Source organism: Bacillus sp. FSL H8-0545, from assembly GCF_038006105.1.
Taxonomy (GTDB): domain Bacteria; phylum Bacillota; class Bacilli; order Bacillales; family Bacillaceae_G; genus Bacillus_A; species Bacillus_A cereus_U.
Window position 1 is genome coordinate 4,855,182 of record NZ_JBBOUO010000001.1, and the last position, 17,247, is coordinate 4,872,428.

Below are 17,247 nucleotides of genomic sequence, written 5' to 3' on the forward strand. Positions count from 1 at the left end.
ATACTAATACAATAATGCTTGTATTAATGAGGGGCTGAAAAAGATGGATCAAACTATGAATCCAAAACTTAAAAAATATAAACGTCTTTTCTTCACCGTAATGTTCTCTTGTGTTCTTTTTTTCGTTTTTTCCTTTTTTATTATCATTGTAGCTGCAAAAATTATGGGACCTCCCCCTGTTGCGGTTCCGCAAACGAGTGTCTTTTACGCTAATGATGACACTGTTATAGGACAAAGTAATGAAATGCAAAAACGCTATAATGTATCTCTCGATGAAATTTCTCCTTATGTAAAAGGGGCGACACTATCTATTGAAGATCAACGATTCTACAAACATCATGGCTTTGATATGAAGCGCATTGCTGGTGCCATTGTTGCCGATTTAAAAGCAATGGCAAAAGTACAAGGTGCTAGTACTATCACACAACAGTATGCTCGTAACCTATACTTAGATCATGATAAAACGTGGAAGCGTAAACTATTAGAAGCAATGTATACCGTTCGTCTTGAAGTGAACTATAATAAAAATCATATTTTAGAAGGGTATTTAAATACAATTTATTACGGGCATGGTGCTTACGGAATTGAAGCTGCTTCCCGCCTGTATTTCGATAAAACTGCAAAAGAATTAACATTAGCAGAAGCTAGTATGCTCGCCGGCATTCCGAAAGGACCTAGTTTCTACTCTCCCTTTTTAAAAGAAGAGCGTGCTAAAGGGCGTCAATCTCTCATACTAAATGAAATGGTAGAACAAGGGTATATTACAAAACAGCAAGCTGCCTCAGCAAAAAAAGAAACACTTACTTTTGCCTCATTGGATACGAAAAAAGTTGCAGAAATTGCACCTTATTTCCAAGATGCTGTACAAGCTTCCCTTCTTCGTGATATCGGATTAGATGAGCAAGCCTTACAGCGAGGTGGTTTGCGTATTTATACAACGCTAGACCCTAAATTACAATCTGTAGCAGAGCAAGCTGTAAAAAATCATATACCTGAAACAACAAACATCCAAACTGCCCTCGTCTCTATGAATCCAAAAACGGGTGAAGTGGCTGCCCTTGTTGGTGGAACTGATTATAATACGAGTCAATTTAACAGGGCTACACAAGCCGCTCGTCAGCCCGGGTCTACATTCAAGCCGTTCCTATATTATGCAGCCTTAGAACGAGGATTCACCCCTGCCACACGCTTAAAAAGCGAATACACGGTATTCACTTTAGGTGACGGTGTTTCAAAGTATAAACCAAAAAACTATAAAAACTATTATGCAGACGATTTTGTGACAATGGCACAAGCACTCGCTGTTTCTGATAACGTATATGCTGTGAAGACGAATTTATTTTTAGGCGAAGACATTCTTACAAAAACAGCGAAGCAATTCGGCATCGCTAGCGCATTAAAAGATGTTCCGTCTCTCGCTCTCGGCACATCTCCTGTAAAGCCAATTGAAATGGTCAATGCTTATAGCATGTTTGCAAACGGCGGGAAAGAAGTAAAACCAATCTTTATAAGGCGCATTGTTGATCATGAAGGAAATATGCTATACGATGCTCATTTAGAAAGTAAACAAGTTCTAGATAAAAGCAAAGCCTTTGTGATGGAAGAAATGATGACAGGTATGTTTAATAAAAAACTAAGCAGTTATGCCGCTGTGACCGGTCAATCGATATTATCAAAACTATCAAGAACATATGCCGGGAAATCTGGTTCTACAGAAACTGATAGTTGGATGATTGGATTTACCCCGCAACTTGTAACAGGGGTTTGGATTGGATACGATCAACCTAAATCCATTTCAAATGTAGCCGAACAAGGATACGCGAAAAAAATATGGACCGATACAATGGAAAAAGGATTAGATGGACAGCCTAAAAAAGAGTTCAAACAACCAACAGATGTTGTTGCTGTCGACGTTAACCCTGAAAACGGTAAGATTGCGACAAAAAATTGTCCCATTTCTGTGAAGATGTATTTCGCAAAAGGTACAGAGCCAACAGAGTACTGTATGGATCACGTTGATGGTAAGGAAGAATTCGAAAAGGTTAGTGAAGAAAAGAAAAAGACGGGTTGGTGGAAAAAATATCTCCCGTGGTAAGAAAGAAGGCTATTGATATTCCTTGTCGAATCGCTGATATATTTTCATATCCCATAGTCCTATTCATAAAATAAAAAGGATGCCTCACTAGTCAAAAATCGACTAATGAGACATCCTTTTCTTTTATTCACCTAATAATGCACATCGCAATTCTTCACTAGATTCATTCCAAATTGCTTCATTATGCTCTTTTAAGAATGTACCAAGTACTTTTTTAGATGATTCATCCATATGATCAATCATGATGTGACGCTTTAGTGATTTATCCATTTTGTTTACATGCTCTGGAAGTGATTTATATCCGCGGCGAATTTCACGATCAACTGTCATTTCACAAGCAGTTACACCTGCGTAATATGCACCGTTTGGTGTTCTTTCAATCGTTACCCAAACGAGCCAAAATGGTTTTCCGTTTGGAACTTCATCTTTATTTGTTAAAAACTTAATTCCTTTTTCTACTGTACTACGTGCATGCATCGCACCGATATCAACGAACGCAGTTTTCTCTAATACATCAACAAATACAGGAGAAATATTTTCTAGGCTTAATGCCCCAACACCAAATCCACCATGTCCATCTGTGGAGTCATTCTTCACGATATTAAAACCGATTTTTTTCTTTTTCTCTGTCATATGTAAATTCCTCCTCACTTAATAATTATAGGAGCCCGAAAATAGGCGCAATGATACTTTGTAAAAATACTAATACATACGGAATAACTACATTGAAAATAGGCTGAATTGTGTAATTGCTAAGCGGTGTAATAACAAGAATTAATAACGCAATTGATCCATACTTTTCATACTGTGTCATTTTCGCACGAATATTTGCTGGTGCTAAATCTTCCACAACGCGATACCCATCAAGTGGTGGAATCGGTAATAAGTTAAATACAAGTAAAACAATATTAAGCCCAATGAAAATTTGGAAGAACTGACTTAACGTATCTGCTACTGCAGGTGGAACCGCATCTAACACACCAAACGTTATTAAGCTATACCAAATAATTAAACCAATTGCACTTAAAATAAGATTACTTATCGGTCCCGCAATAGAAACTAATATTCCCGCAAGACGCGGTCTTTTAAAGTTATACGGGTTAACAGGCACTGGTCTTGCCCAACCGAATCCAAGAATTAATACAGCAATCATCCCGATAGGATCTAAATGAGCCATCGGTGATAACGTTAACCGTCCTTGTTTCTTTGCTGTATCGTCTCCAAATTTATATGCAACATACGCATGTGCAAATTCATGCACAGATAGCGCAATAATAATCGCCATTGCTACCAATGGAATTTGGTGCAACGGATATCTAAATAACTGATCCATAGTTCATCTCCTCTTCAATATGTCCAAAAAAGAAATTATTTGTTTTTCCGATTGTTCTTCCTCATAATCCGCTATAATAAGAGTGTAACTTACATAAAAGGAGCGATTGTACATGCCATACGTAACAGTGAAAATGCTAGAAGGACGCACAGAAGAACAAAAGAAAGCTCTTGCTGAGAAAGTAACAGCAGCAGTAAGCGAAACAACTGGTGCTCCTGAAGAAAACATCGTTGTTTTCATCGAAGAAATGTCTAAAAACCATTATGCAGTTGGCGGAAAACGCTTAAGCGACAAATAATTTCAAGTTTTTTCATAAGAAGCAGCTCTTAGCTGCTTCTTATTTCTTTCCTTCTAACAACTCGATAATTCTCTCTTTATATTTTCCTTTTCTTCCATCTTCATAGATTAAATCATGTGGATAGAATAGCTTTTGATCCGTTCGCTTCTTACCTGTAATCGCCTCAACAATATCCGATTCACGCGAAAGCTCTCTAAGTTCCCCGTTCGGCATAAGAAGTAAAATTGGCAGACGCTCTTCTTCTTCTCCTGCGCGGTAAAAGTCATACGGTAAATCCGATGTTGAATCAACAACTAAATAATACTCTGGATCTAGTCCAATCTTTTTAAATAAGCTACTTAATTCCATCCAATTATCTAAACCGTGTTTATCTGTAAACTCTACATATTTAAATAGATTTCGATTCATAAAACGGCGACATAAGTCACTTAAAATTGGATCTTCTTCGTCTTGCCATACTTGGAAGTAATAATACATTACGTTCTCGTCTAGCTTTAAATAGTCCTCTACTGTTACTTCTTCTTCAAATAAAGAATAGAAATGAACAGGATGATATTTAAACGCATAATACTTCTCATGCAGTGATTTAGCTCGGTGTAAAATCTTCGTTAAAATTACTTCTGCACTACGTGTTACTGGATGGAAATATACTTGCCAATACATTTGATAACGACTCATAATATAATGTTCTACAGCATGCATACCACTATTTTTAATGACAACTTGATTACCATACGGGCGCATGACACGCAGTATACGTTCCATATCAAAGTTCCCATACTTTACACCAGTAAAATATGCATCTCTTAATAAATAATCCATACGATCAGCATCAATTTGGCTTGAAATCATACTAATCGCTAATTTATTAGTAGATGTTTTCGCAATTACATCTGCTACCTTTTGCGGGAAATCTTTATCCACACGGCTTAATACACGATTAATTTCCGTATCACCAACGATAATCTTTTGCGTAAATTTCTCATGATCTAACGAAAATACTTTTTCAAACGAATGAGAAAATGGGCCGTGACCAACATCATGAAGTAATGAAGCACATAAACATAACAATCTATCTTCAGCATTCCAATTTGGTCTGCCATCAAACACATCATCAATCATACGACGAATAATTTCATATACACCTAACGAATGAGTAAAGCGACTATGCTCTGCACCGTGAAATGTAAAAAATGTCGTTCCAAGCTGCTTAATACGGCGCAAGCGTTGAAATTCTTTCGTTCCGATTAAATCCCAAATAACGCGATCACTCACGTGCACATATTTATGTACTGGGTCTTTAAACACTTTTGTTTCGCTGAGTTTGTCGTTTAAATATACCACTTTCCGACATCCCCCTTTCTTTACTGCATTCTTACTATATATTATAAACGATATAGGAAACAGAAAGAAATGAAAGACTATATTAATTCCTGTTATATAAAGAAAAATCACTTTTACCGATGTAAAAGTGATTTTTCTTTATATATTATTTTCCTAAAACAAATTCAGCAACTTCGTCTAAGATCATTTCTTTACCTAGTGGGAAGTATCCTTTGTTTAGGTCTTCATTACTAATTGTGAATACGTGATTATTTTTAACAGCGTTCATGTTTTTCCAAATTGATTCTTCTTGGAATTCTTTTAGACGCTGAGACCCGTCACCAGTTGTAAATACGAATAAGTAATCTGGGTTGTAATCGATTAAAGCTTCTTTTTGTACTTGTACTAGCGGTTTATCAGTTGGTGTCCCTTTAACTGCCGGTAACTTTAAGTCATTAAAGATTACGCTACCGTAACCGTAGTCACCATATACGCGGAAAGCATTTGGATATGCAGCCATTTTCATGAATGTTGCATCACCAGTTTTAGCGATGATTTTGTCATGTAATTTGCTTGCTTTTTCATCATACTGTTTGAACCATTCTTTTGTTTCTTTCTCTTTACCGAAGATTTGACCTACTTCTTCGAATTTTGGACGCCATTGGTCTAATGGAGTTTTTAACATAACTGTTGGTGCAATTTTAGATAATTGATCATAAATCTTTTCTTGACGATTGTTTACAAGAATTAAGTCTGGTTTTGCAGCAGCTACTGCCTCGATGTTAATTTTATCGCCCCAAGCAGAACCTACTGGTTTCACACCTTCTAATTTCTTTGCAATATGTCCATCAATTTTTTCTTGTGTTGTATTTGCAGTAATAATCGGTTTCATGCCGAAAATTAATAATTCTTCTGTTGAACCACTAAGGTCAGCAATTTTCTTTGGATTTGCAGGGATTTTAATTTCCCCTTTTGCGTGTTGTACAGTGCGCTCTTCAGTTTTCGTATCCTTCGCATCTGCTTTCTTTTCTTCTTCTTTGTTAGAACAAGCTGCAAATAGTACAGAAGTAACAACTAGTACCATTGCTAATAGTGCCATTTTAAAATTTTTCATATTCCCACTCCTTCTAGCTGTATTTCTCTTATAATTTGCATGTAACTATAAGAAACAAAAACAACATTTAATTAATATATTTTCATTAATTGTTGTTTATATCCCGTTCTAACGGGCGTTCAATTTCCCATCCATGGGTAAGAAGCTCAACGTCCATTAGAACTCCCCCTCTCACCTCTTTAAGAGGGGGAAATTCTATTAATTATGCTTTTTTACGCAATTGATTATTAATCAACGCTAAATCGTATGTTAAACAAATTGGTTTACAGTTTACTGGACATGGAACGATTTGAGCTTCAATCTCAAATACGTTACGAAGCGTTTCACTTGTCATAACTTCATCTGGCGTTCCTTGTTTCATTAACTTCCCAGCTTTTAATGCAATCATATGATCAGAGAAACGAGAAGCATGATTTAAATCGTGAATAACCATAACAATCGTTCTGCCTTCTTCTTTGTTTAACTTCTTCAGTAAGTTTAATACTTCAAGTTGATGAGCCATATCTAAGTATGTTGTTGGTTCATCTAACACGAGTAAATCTGTTCCTTGTGCAAGAGCCATCGCAATCCATACACGTTGACGCTGACCACCTGATAAAGCTTCTGCTGGACGATTTACGAATTCTGTCATCCCCGTCACTTCAAGTGCCCAATGAATGTAGCGATAATCCTCTTCTTTCAATGTTCCAAATCCTTTTTGATGAGGAAAACGTCCATATGAAACAAGTTCAAACACAGTAAGACCTGTTGGCACTTCTGCAGTTTGTGGTAAAATCGCCATTTTCTTTGCGATTTCTTTCGTTGGCTGTTTCTCAATTGCTTTTCCATCAAGATAAACAGTACCTTGTTTTGCTTTCAAAATACGAGAAGCCGTTTTTAATAATGTGGATTTCCCACAACCATTTGGTCCAATAATCGTCGTAATTTGCCCTTCCGGAATTTCAACTGTTAATCCATCTATAATTAACCCTTCATTATAACCAACAGATACCGAATCAACTGCTAAAGTTGCCATACAAAAAGCCTCCCTTTATTTTGTCCTCATAAGTAAATATATGAAATATGGTGCGCCAATTACAGAAATAACAAGACCGACCGGTATTTCTGAAGTTGGTAACACACTTCTTGAAATTACATCTGCAAATAAAAGCAAGAACGTTCCTATTAATGCAGCCGTTGGTAACATAATTTGATGTTTACCACCAACGAGACTTCTCGCTAAATGCGGAGCCATTAAACCGATAAAACCAATGCCGCCCGCCACCGCAACAGATGCACCAGCTAAACAAACTGCAATAAATAATAATTTACGTCTTTCCTTTTCTACATTTACACCAAGGCCAACTGCTGTAGAGTCGCCTAAATTCATTACATTTAATATGTGCGCTTTACTAATGGCAAGTGGTAAGAAAATAACCATCCATGGGAGTACACTTAATACGAATTTCCAATCTGTTCCCCATAAACTTCCTGCCAACCAAATCGTTGCAAAGCGGAAGTCGTTAGATGTCATCTTCATAGAAAAAATTAAACTAACAGCACCAAATCCGGCTGCAACAGCGATACCAACAAGAATTAATCGAGTGGATGAAACGCCGTCTTTCCATGCTAGTAAATAAATAATAACCGCTGCTAATATCGCACCAATTAGTGCGAAGAATGGAAGGATAAATACAGATAAGAATGTACCAGTTCCAACTTTTCCAAAGAAAAAGTAGACGAATACAACAACTGTTAATCCCGCTCCAGCGTTAATACCTATAATACCTGGATCAGCAAGTGGATTTCGTGATAACCCTTGCAAAATTGCACCTGACATAGCTAATGCAGAACCAACTAATATAGCAATAACCATACGTGGCATACGAAATTCAAATAAAATAACAGATTGATCTTCTGCACCTAATCCAACCAATGACTTTAATACATCTATTGGAGGTATTTTAAATGTTCCTGTATTTAAACTTACTAAAAATACAGCAACGATTAATCCTACTAAAATCGTTAAAATAGAAAAGTTCTTTTTTGTTAAGACGCTCGTCCTCACATTTTTCCTCTCCCTTCGTTACGTGCTAAGTAGAGGAAGAATGGCACTCCAATTAGCGCTGTAATTGCTCCAATTGGCGTTTCAAATGGTGGATTAATAACGCGAGATAACATATCTGCACATTCAATTAACAATCCACCTAAGACTGCAGAACATGGAATAACCCATCTATAGTCTGAGCCTACAAGGAAACGAGTCATATGCGGAATTACAAGTCCAACGAATCCAACCGATCCTGCCATAGAAACCGCAGAACCTGTTAATACAAGAACAAGTACTGTTCCGATAAATTTAATTAATGTCGTATTTTGACCAAGTCCAATCGCAATTTCTTCACCAAAGCTTAAAATTGTGATATATCTCGACATCATAATTGCTATGACGAGACAAACAAGACCAATCGGTACTAACATATTAATACTTTGCCATTTCACTCCGGCAACACCGCCTGCATTCCACATACTTACCTCTTGGGCAAGGTTGAAATACAATGCAATTCCAGATGAAATTGCCCCTAATAAAGCACTAATTGCTGCACCTGCTAAAGCTAATTTTACAGGCGTTAATCCACCTGGTGAAGAAGACCCAATACCATATACAATACTCGCTCCAAACGCAGCTCCAATAAAAGATGCGATAACAAACATTAAATAAGGTGAATTAGGGAAGAATGCATACATAATTGCAATCCCGAATACTGCACCATCTGTAATCCCCATTAACGATGGGGATGCAAGTGGATTTCGTGTCATACCTTGCATAATTGCTCCTGATACCGCTAAAAAGGCACCTGCAACTACGCCCCCTATTGCTCTAGGCATGCGAAGTTCTTGAATTACGTTATGATGCGTGATAGACCCATCAAACTGAAATACAGCTTGCCAAACGGTCTTTAAACTAATATCTGCTGCACCAAACGAAATAGAAACTGCCATGCTTAAAGCTAACAAAATTGTGCCTACTATTAAAATAATAGAAGCAACGAGCGGTCTGCTCTTAATCTCTTTAACATTCACATCTTGCTGTTCTATACTCCTTGCGCTCGCTTCCATCCCTCAACCATCCTAACCAACAACATATATTTAATAAAATGAAATTTATTCTCAAATAATAATAAAAAAATTAGGTGAATTGACATTCTCATGATAATGATTCTCAGAATCAGACACTTTCTATTCTACCTACCACGTCAAAAGACTGTCAACCATTATTTTGAAATACGAATTCATACAAAGCGCTATCTTATGGACATAAAAAAAGAAGAGTAACCTGTTCACTCTTCTTTTTCTTACTTATTTAACTTTGCTTCAATTTTTACAATTAATTCGTCTTCTGTTGGAGCCGCAACTGGACGATTATTTACAAACGCGAATGATTTTTTACGACCAGGGCCACAGTAAGACTGACATGCAACCTCAATCGTTGCACATGAATCTACTTTTTTTAACTTCGGAATCAACGTTTTAACGTTCGTTGCCTGACAATCATCACACACACGAAATTCGTTTCCCATTATATATAACACTTCCTCTATTTTAAACTTTTCACAAGTACATTTAAAAATAAACACTAAATGGTATTTTACCGCTCTTTGAAGCTTGTTGCAAGTGTCCGCGCGTAGCTCTATTCCTATATAAGGCTACCTATTATTTATATTTTCTCCTTCAAAAGCTTCCATCATTCATAGCCACTTTTCTTCTCTTCATTGAAATCTACCATATTTTTAAAAGCTTTGTATAAAAGCTCATTTTTTTGCCCATTATAAAAATAGGAAGTTCATAAAAAGAAAGGGAGTTGAATCTATGAAAGTAAGACAAGATGCTTGGACAGACGAGGACGATTTATTACTTGCTGAAACGGTGCTTCGCCATGTTCGAGAAGGAAGTACTCAGTTAAATGCATTTGAAGAAGTAGGTGATCAGTTAAATCGCACATCTGCTGCTTGTGGTTTTCGCTGGAATGCTGTTGTTCGCTATAGCTATGAACAAGCTCTTCAACTAGCAAAAAAACATCGTAAAGATAAAATGCGTGCTGCGGGCGGTGAACAGGCAAAAAAACGTTTGCTTTATACACCACCAGCTTCAGAGGCGATAACTGATTATGAAGAACACGTACCGTATGAAACAGCTGTTCAATATACAGAAGCTATTCCATATCAAAAGCCGACTGTCCCTGCTCCAAAAAGCTCAATAACAATGCAAGATGTTATTTACTTTTTACAAACAGTTGGATCTTCAAATATAAAAGTAACAGCTCTTGAAAACGAGAATACGAGATTGAAACAAGAAATTAAAGCGCAAATCTTGCGAAATGAAGAACTAGAAAGGAAACTAGAAAAATTAGAACAACAATCTCATACTGTACAAGAGGATTACGAAACACTTATGAATATTATGAACCGTGCTCGTAAATTAGCAGTAATGGATGATGAGGAACGCTCACAAACATCTTTCCGCATGGATCGAAACGGTAACTTAGAAAAAATTGCAGAATAAAAAGGATGCATGCAATGCATCCTTTTTATTCTTTCACTTCAAAATCCCCCTTTATATCCGAGAAAACCCCTTTCTTCATTTTTTGCTATAATAGAGGTTGTCATTTTATAAATAAGGGGTTAGTTATATGAGCAATTCCCGTTCGATTTTATCTCAGCCAGAGTGGCGTATTGCGGATCAGTCTAGTTTAGGACCAACATTCCATGCATTGCAGTCATTCGCAATGGATGACACGTTATGCACAAGTATTGGAAATGGTCTATCCGCTGCAACAATGCGCTCTTGGGTTCATCACAATACAATTGTTCTTGGCATTCAAGATTCACGCCTACCACATTTAGAAGAAGGTATTTCCTTTTTAAAAGAAAACGACTTCAATGTTATCGTTCGTAATTCTGGTGGACTTGCTGTCGTACTTGATGAAGGTGTTTTAAACGTATCACTTTTATTCCAAGAAACAGAAAAGGGTATCGATATCGACCTTGGATACGATACGATGTGGCATTTAATTAAGGAAATGTTAAAAGATTACGATGTTACTATCGAAGCAAAAGAAATTGTTGGTTCTTATTGTCCTGGTAGCTATGATTTGAGCATTCGCGATCAAAAATTTGCTGGTATTTCTCAGCGTCGTATTCGCGGAGGCGTTGCTGTACAAATTTACTTATGTGCGACAGGAAGCGGATCTGAGCGTGCCGCACTCGTTCGTGATTTTTACAACATAGCAATTCAAGGAGAAGAAACACGATTTACGTATCCTGAAATTGTGCCAAGTACGATGGCTTCACTATCTGAATTACTTGGCGAAACAATTACAGTGCAAGATTTAATGATGCGCCTTTTAAAAACACTGCAACAATTCGCTCCAAAGTTAACACCATCTCAGCTAACAGTAGATGAAGTTCCTTTATATGAGATGAATTTACAACGTATTATTGACCGTAATAATAAGGCACTTGGCTTAGAGAAATAAAAACCGCCGCTATAGCGACGGTTTTTTTATATACACGCTTTTATTTTTTCACCACAACAAATTGCTTATCTTCTAAGAAAAATATTTCTCCTAATTGTTCAATATATTTTTTCTTATTTAACTTAATGTGCTTGCCGAATTGAAGGTTTTTCAAATCAATTGTAATGTCTAGCTTATCATCTTTCTCATGTTCCTCTTCTCCATCTAAACAACTGTAGATTTCTATTTCTTCACCAGCGTTTAAATTGCTATTTATATAATGAAATAATACTTTCACACCTTCCCCCGGTCTCCCTAAATATCCACCCATTTCATATACGAACATTTTATGAAAGTGTTTTTTGATTGGCTCATAGTACGTTTCTAGTTTCACAATCGTTATAAAATCCCCTTCAATCATTCCGTAATCCCCTACTGGTAGTTCTTTATTTGCCGCAATAAAGTGGTATACTGTCACTTTCATCCCTCCCCCTATTATTAAAATTATATATATTCCTTAGAGATTTAAAACTACTTAAATTTTTAAGGATAAACAAAAAAGACCACCCTCATTTCAAAAGAAATAGGGTGGTCTTTTTTCATATTAATTCATTATAGAATTAAAGTGCTTGAGCTGCTGTAATTAAAGCTAACTTATACACTTCTTCTTCGTTACATCCACGAGATAGATCATTTACAGGCATGTTTAAGCCTTGTAAGATTGGTCCTACTGCTTCGAAGTTACCTAAGCGTTGAGCGATTTTGTAGCCGATATTACCAGCTTCTAGGCTTGGGAATACGAATACGTTAGCATCACCTTTAATTGTAGAACCTGGAGCTTTCTTCTCAGCTACAGATGGTACGAATGCAGCATCGAATTGGAATTCTCCATCTAAAGCTAATTCAGGAGCCATTTCTTTTGCAATGCGAGTTGCTTCTACAACTTTTTCGGTTTCTGGAGATTTCGCAGAACCTTTTGTAGAGAAGCTTAACATAGCAACGCGTGGGTCAATGCCGAATAGTTCAGCCGTTTTTGCACTTTCGATACCAATTTCAGCTAAATCTTGGCTGTTTGGTGCAATGTTAATTGCGCAATCAGCGAATACATACTTCTCTTCTTCACGTACCATGATGAATACGCCTGAAGTTTTTGTAACGCCTGGTTTTGTTTTAATAATTTGAAGTGCTGGACGAACTGTATCAGCTGTAGAGTGAGCTGCACCACTTACTAAACCTTGTGCTTTGCCCATGTATACAAGCATTGTACCGAAGTAGTTTTCGTCTTTAAGAATTTTACGAGCATCTTCTTCTGTTGCTTTACCTTTACGGCGTTCAACGAAAGATGCTACCATTGCATCCATCTCTTCGTATGTAGCTGGATCGTAAATATCAACGCCTGCTAATGTTAAGTTCATGCTAGCAGCTTTTGCGCTAATTTCTTCTTTATTACCAACTAAAATTGGTTTTACTAGTTCTTCTTTTGCTAAACGCTCTGCAGCGCCTAAAATTCTTTCATCAGTTCCTTCAGGAAGTACGATAGAAATGCCTTTTCCTTGAACTTTTTCTTTTACTGCTGTAAATAAATTGCTCACGAATAAACCCTCCTACAAATGTTAAAAACTAATCTACCTTTAAGAATACTTCTTTTCAGCTATATTTTAAACTTATAGCTCCCAAAAAATAGATAAAATGAAAATGATTATATTTTCATAAAATTCAGCCGGGGAATAAAGCCTACTTAAGCCTTATTTTCTCCCGTTTTCCGGTAAATATAAATGTGACAGTTTTATGCGCCGAAACTTTATGTAGATGTTTTTAATCCTATATATGCTATAGTTAACGTGTAAAATATCATTAACTGAGGTGAATAGAATGAGTGAAGCAACAACAACGTTAGATGGCTGGTATTGTTTACATGATTTACGTTCTATTGATTGGGCAGCATGGAAAACATTATCTAGTGACGAACGCGGACAAGCAGTGTCTGAATTTTTAAATGTCGTTGAAAAATGGAACGAAGTAGCTACTGCAAAAAAAGGCAGTCATGCAATGTATACAGTTGTTGGTCAAAAAGCAGATATTATGCTTATGATCTTACGTCCAACAATGGAAGAGTTAAATGAAATCGAAACAGAATTAAATAAAACAACATTAGCTGAATATTTAGTTCCTGCATATTCTTACGTATCTGTTGTTGAACTAAGCAACTATCTTCCAGCTGATGAAGACCCATACCAAAACCCACAAATCTTAGCTCGCTTATATCCTGAGTTACCGAAAGCAAATCACATTTGCTTCTATCCAATGGATAAGCGTCGCCAAGGTAATGATAACTGGTATATGCTTCCTATGGATGAACGTAAGAAACTTATGTACAGTCATAGCAAAATCGGTCGCCAGTACGCAGGTAAAGTGCGCCAAGTTATTTCAGGATCAGTTGGATTTGACGATTTTGAGTGGGGCGTAACATTATTTGCTGACGATGTTCTTCAATTTAAGAAACTTATATATGAAATGCGCTTCGATGAAGTAAGTGCTCGCTACGGTGAATTTGGAACATTCTTTGTCGGAAACATTTTACCAAGCGAAAAAGTAACAACATTTTTACACATATAATATAAAAAAGGAACGAAATTCGTTCCTTTTTTTATTACCCTCTACATTTACCTGCAAAAACCTTCTTTTCTCTGCAAATTTGAACAAAAATCGACAAATTCTTTTCAAATTTCTTGTAAGATTGTAACCTTTTCACATCCAAATTTATGCTAAAATGGTACGAGCTATATGCTAATAACGATGCGAAGGTGATAATGTATATGAAGAAAATCTTGTCTATTTCACTATTGTTTCTATTGTCATTTTCTTCCTTAGGAGTAACAACATCCCATGCGGAAGAAAAAATACATATAGAGGCAGCTGCTGCACTTCTATTTGATGCAGATACAGGAAAAATACTGCATGAACAAAATCCAGATGAATTACTAGCTATCGCTAGTATGTCAAAATTAATTGTTGTTTATGCCGTATTAGAAGCAATTAAAGAAGGAAAAATCACTTGGGATACGAAAGTAAACATTTCTGATTACGCTTATGAAGTTTCACGTAACAATGAATTCTCTAACGTACCGTTCGAAAAGGGACGCCAGTATACTGTAAGAGAATTATATCATTCTATCGTTATCTTCTCTGCGAATGGATCTAGTATTGCTTTAGCAGAATTACTTGCAGGAAGTGAAAAGAACTTCTTAAATCTTGCAAATGAACATGCGAAAAAACTAGGGTTAAAGAAATATAAATTTGTAAACGCTACGGGGTTAAACAACGCTGATTTAAAAGGAAAACATCCTGAAGGAACTGATCTGAATGGAGAAAACTCCATGTCAGCTCGCGATATGGGTATTCTTTCAAAAACAATTATTACAAAGTATCCAGAAATGCTAGAGGATACAAAACAAAGATTTAGAAACTTCCCAGATAATCATCCGAAACCAATTCGTATGGAAAATTGGAACTGGATGTTACCAGGTGCTGCTTTCTCTTATGAAGGAGCAGATGGTTTAAAAACAGGAAGTTCTGATACCGCTGGATATGGATTCACTATTACAGCAAAACGCGGTGATTTACGTCTTATCTCTGTTATTATTAAAACGAAATCAATGGACGAACGTTTCACAGAATCTCGAGCATTAATTGAGTATGGATTTAATAACTTCGAAAAACAGAAATTAAAAATAGATAAAAACAACAAAATTTCTGTAGTAAAAGGAAAAGAAGACTACGTAACAGTTGCACCAGAAAAAGAAGTGACAGTAGTTACTGCAAAAGGTAGCAAATCACCTTACAAAATTTCTACTGAAGCAGATAAATCACTTGCTGAAGATGGGCATTTAGTTGCTCCTATTAAGAAAGATGCAAAGGTAGGTTCAATCGTCTTAGAACCAACTGATAAATATGGTTTCTTAGACGGAAATAAAAGTATAAAAGTTACTGCAAAAACGACTGAAGAAGTAGAAAAAGCAAATTGGTTCGTATTAACAATGCGTTCAATTGGCGATTTCTTCTCAAACTTATGGTCTAAAGTATTTTAATGATGAAAAGCTAGCTCACGCTAGCTTTTTTTATTTTCCCCTCTAGATGTAAAACTTCGTTTGGTTGTCATATCTGCGTCCTTTTTCTCATACGTATGAACTAGTAATTGTTCCACACTTCATCTAGAAATGAACCTCTTTCTACAAGGCATTCCAAAAAGAGAGGTGACACATAATGGGTGTTATCGCATATAACGAAGAAGATGTAAAGTTATTAGCTAGACTGATGCGTGCTGAAGCCGAAGGAGAAGGCCAACAAGGGATGTTAATGGTTGGAAACGTTGGGGTAAATCGTGTCCGCGGAAATTGTTTAGATTTTAAAAAAATACGTAATTTACGTCAAATGGTTTATCAAAATCCTGGTGGTTTTGAGGCAACTCAAAAAGGGTATTTTTATCAACGAGCGAGAGAACAAGATATCGCATTGGCAAGACGGACTATTCAGGGACAACGTTTTTGGCCCGCCAACTTTGCCTTATGGTTCTTTAGACCTGAAGGCCCTTGCCCACCAACTTGGTATGATCAGCAAAATTCTGGTCGCTTTAAAAAGCACTGCTTCTTCCAACCATCTGGTGGAGATTGTCCAGGCGTATATTAAGGAATGAAAATGAGGAGGGATTTTTGAATGGCACAGCAACAAAACCCGTACTACGGAACAGGTTTTTATCAACCATCTGGAACTTATGTACAACCGCAACAAATGACCCCACAACAACAGCAACAACAGCAACAACAGCAAGCAATGCAACAACAAGCTGCTCAAGCTCAACTTGCAGTTTCTCAAGGGATGTTACCACTAGAGCAATCGTATATCGAAAATATCCTTCGTTTAAACAAAGGTAAGCCAGCTACAGTTGTAATGACTTATGAACGTGGTAGTTCGCTTGGTACACAATCTTATACAGGGATTATCGAGGCAGCTGGCCGTGATCATATCGTTATTAGTGAACCGAAATCTGGAAAGCGTTATTTACTACTAATGATTTACTTAGATTATGTAGAATTCCCAGGAGAAATTACGTATTTACCTAGTCAACAAGCAACTTATGCTCCAAGACCATAAAAAAAAGCTGGCGGATGCCAGCTTTTGTTTTTTTATAACCCTTTTACAACTGCAGTTCCGACTAAAATCCACGCCACAATAAATGCTACACCACCAAGGGGTGTAATTGGGCCAAAGAATTTAATACCTGTTGTACTTAATGCATAAAGACTGCCTGAGAACATAATAATCCCAGCTACCATAAGCCAACCCGCAGTGCTTAAAAGTGATGATTGCATTTTATCCATTAATAGAGCAACTACGAATAAGCCACCTGCATGAAACATTTGATATGTAACGCCCGTCTTCCACACTTCTAACATTTTTGCAGAAATTTTATTTTCTAAACCATGTGCTCCAAAAGCCCCTAATGCAACAGATAGTCCCGCTGCAATACAACCTAGTAAAAAGAAAATTTTCATCTTAATTCCCCTTTTTACCTTTATCATAAGCAATTTTT

At 36.7% G+C, this 17,247-nt stretch carries 19 protein-coding genes; 8 read left to right on the forward strand and 11 right to left on the reverse strand.

Annotated elements, in window-relative coordinates; genetic code table 11:
• Positions 1 to 43 precede the first annotated feature (43 nt).
• Entirely contained in the window at positions 44 to 2,095 is a 2,052-nt protein-coding gene (locus MHI07_RS25425; RefSeq protein WP_340826791.1) for a transglycosylase domain-containing protein, read from the forward strand.
• Between the two features lie 123 nt (positions 2,096 to 2,218).
• Here MHI07_RS25425 and MHI07_RS25430 read toward each other — a convergent pair whose 3' ends face one another.
• Both MHI07_RS25430 and MHI07_RS25435 read right to left on the reverse strand, forming a co-directional pair.
• Entirely contained in the window at positions 2,219 to 2,728 is a 510-nt protein-coding gene (locus MHI07_RS25430) for a YwhD family protein (protein WP_215580280.1), read from the reverse strand.
• A gap of 25 nt (positions 2,729 to 2,753) precedes the next feature.
• Complete coding sequence (locus MHI07_RS25435; RefSeq protein WP_002113109.1) at positions 2,754 to 3,428, reverse strand: site-2 protease family protein; 675 nt, start codon at positions 3,426 to 3,428, stop codon at positions 2,754 to 2,756.
• 112 nt (positions 3,429 to 3,540) lie between these two features.
• Here MHI07_RS25435 and MHI07_RS25440 point away from each other — a divergent pair, with 112 nt between their 5' ends.
• Complete coding sequence (locus MHI07_RS25440) at positions 3,541 to 3,726, forward strand: 2-hydroxymuconate tautomerase (protein WP_001147171.1); 186 nt, start codon at positions 3,541 to 3,543, stop codon at positions 3,724 to 3,726.
• Positions 3,727 to 3,765: 39 nt separating this feature from the next.
• On the opposite strand, the gene MHI07_RS25445 is transcribed toward MHI07_RS25440, so the two are convergent.
• The 6 genes from MHI07_RS25445 to MHI07_RS25470 all read right to left on the reverse strand — a co-directional run bounded on the left by MHI07_RS25445 (position 3,766) and on the right by MHI07_RS25470 (position 9,723).
• A complete protein-coding gene (locus MHI07_RS25445; RefSeq protein ID WP_215580282.1) occupies positions 3,766 to 5,070 on the reverse strand; it encodes an HD domain-containing protein in 1,305 nt (434 codons plus the stop codon).
• Positions 5,071 to 5,215: 145 nt separating this feature from the next.
• The gene (locus MHI07_RS25450; protein WP_016106745.1) at positions 5,216 to 6,163 is read right to left on the reverse strand and encodes an ABC transporter substrate-binding protein; all 948 of its coding nucleotides are present in this window, start codon (positions 6,161 to 6,163) and stop codon (positions 5,216 to 5,218) included.
• Positions 6,164 to 6,365: 202 nt separating this feature from the next.
• Entirely contained in the window at positions 6,366 to 7,178 is an 813-nt protein-coding gene (locus MHI07_RS25455) for an ABC transporter ATP-binding protein (protein ID WP_215580284.1), read from the reverse strand.
• A 15-nt stretch (positions 7,179 to 7,193) separates the two neighbouring features.
• Positions 7,194 to 8,210, reverse strand: a complete 1,017-nt coding sequence (locus MHI07_RS25460) for a FecCD family ABC transporter permease (RefSeq protein WP_340826795.1) — start codon at positions 8,208 to 8,210, stop codon at positions 7,194 to 7,196.
• Positions 8,207 to 9,262: a FecCD family ABC transporter permease gene (locus tag MHI07_RS25465; RefSeq protein WP_002159734.1), complete on the reverse strand. Its 1,056-nt coding sequence runs from the start codon at positions 9,260 to 9,262 to the stop codon at positions 8,207 to 8,209. Before MHI07_RS25465 ends, MHI07_RS25460 begins: the two co-directional genes overlap by 4 nt.
• Positions 9,263 to 9,498: 236 nt before the next feature.
• Complete coding sequence (locus tag MHI07_RS25470) at positions 9,499 to 9,723, reverse strand: DUF1450 domain-containing protein (protein WP_000526075.1); 225 nt, start codon at positions 9,721 to 9,723, stop codon at positions 9,499 to 9,501.
• 289 nt (positions 9,724 to 10,012) lie between these two features.
• Here MHI07_RS25470 and MHI07_RS25475 point away from each other — a divergent pair, with 289 nt between their 5' ends.
• Both MHI07_RS25475 and MHI07_RS25480 read left to right on the forward strand, forming a co-directional pair.
• A complete protein-coding gene (locus MHI07_RS25475) occupies positions 10,013 to 10,705 on the forward strand; it encodes an RsfA family transcriptional regulator (protein WP_016106747.1) in 693 nt (230 codons plus the stop codon).
• Positions 10,706 to 10,832: 127 nt separating this feature from the next.
• Positions 10,833 to 11,678 (forward strand): lipoate--protein ligase family protein, encoded by an 846-nt coding sequence (locus tag MHI07_RS25480; protein ID WP_002159732.1) that lies wholly within the window; start codon positions 10,833 to 10,835, stop codon positions 11,676 to 11,678.
• A gap of 40 nt (positions 11,679 to 11,718) precedes the next feature.
• On the opposite strand, the gene MHI07_RS25485 is transcribed toward MHI07_RS25480, so the two are convergent.
• Positions 11,719 to 12,135, reverse strand: a complete 417-nt coding sequence (locus MHI07_RS25485; protein ID WP_016100358.1) for a hypothetical protein — start codon at positions 12,133 to 12,135, stop codon at positions 11,719 to 11,721.
• Between the two features lie 142 nt (positions 12,136 to 12,277).
• Complete coding sequence (gene pta, locus MHI07_RS25490) at positions 12,278 to 13,249, reverse strand: phosphate acetyltransferase (protein ID WP_002113123.1); 972 nt, start codon at positions 13,247 to 13,249, stop codon at positions 12,278 to 12,280.
• Positions 13,250 to 13,529: 280 nt separating this feature from the next.
• Between pta and hemQ the strand changes: the two genes are divergently transcribed.
• From hemQ to gerQ, 4 genes are all read left to right on the forward strand, one after another.
• Positions 13,530 to 14,273 carry a hydrogen peroxide-dependent heme synthase gene (gene hemQ / locus MHI07_RS25495; RefSeq protein ID WP_071151663.1) on the forward strand — a complete coding sequence of 248 codons (744 nt, stop codon included), beginning with the start codon at positions 13,530 to 13,532 and terminating at the stop codon, positions 14,271 to 14,273.
• Between the two features lie 194 nt (positions 14,274 to 14,467).
• Positions 14,468 to 15,745 (forward strand): serine hydrolase, encoded by a 1,278-nt coding sequence (locus MHI07_RS25500; RefSeq protein ID WP_215582192.1) that lies wholly within the window; start codon positions 14,468 to 14,470, stop codon positions 15,743 to 15,745.
• A gap of 175 nt (positions 15,746 to 15,920) precedes the next feature.
• A complete protein-coding gene (gene cwlJ, locus MHI07_RS25505) occupies positions 15,921 to 16,343 on the forward strand; it encodes a cell wall hydrolase CwlJ (RefSeq protein WP_000538158.1) in 423 nt (140 codons plus the stop codon).
• Between the two features lie 27 nt (positions 16,344 to 16,370).
• On the forward strand, positions 16,371 to 16,808 hold the full coding sequence (gerQ, locus tag MHI07_RS25510; RefSeq protein WP_002159730.1) for a spore coat protein GerQ: 438 nt from the start codon (positions 16,371 to 16,373) through the stop codon (positions 16,806 to 16,808).
• Positions 16,809 to 16,840: 32 nt separating this feature from the next.
• Here the strand turns inward: gerQ and MHI07_RS25515 are convergent, their stop codons facing one another.
• Positions 16,841 to 17,209, reverse strand: a complete 369-nt coding sequence (locus MHI07_RS25515) for a DUF423 domain-containing protein (protein WP_002016371.1) — start codon at positions 17,207 to 17,209, stop codon at positions 16,841 to 16,843.
• Positions 17,210 to 17,247: the final 38 nt, after the last annotated feature.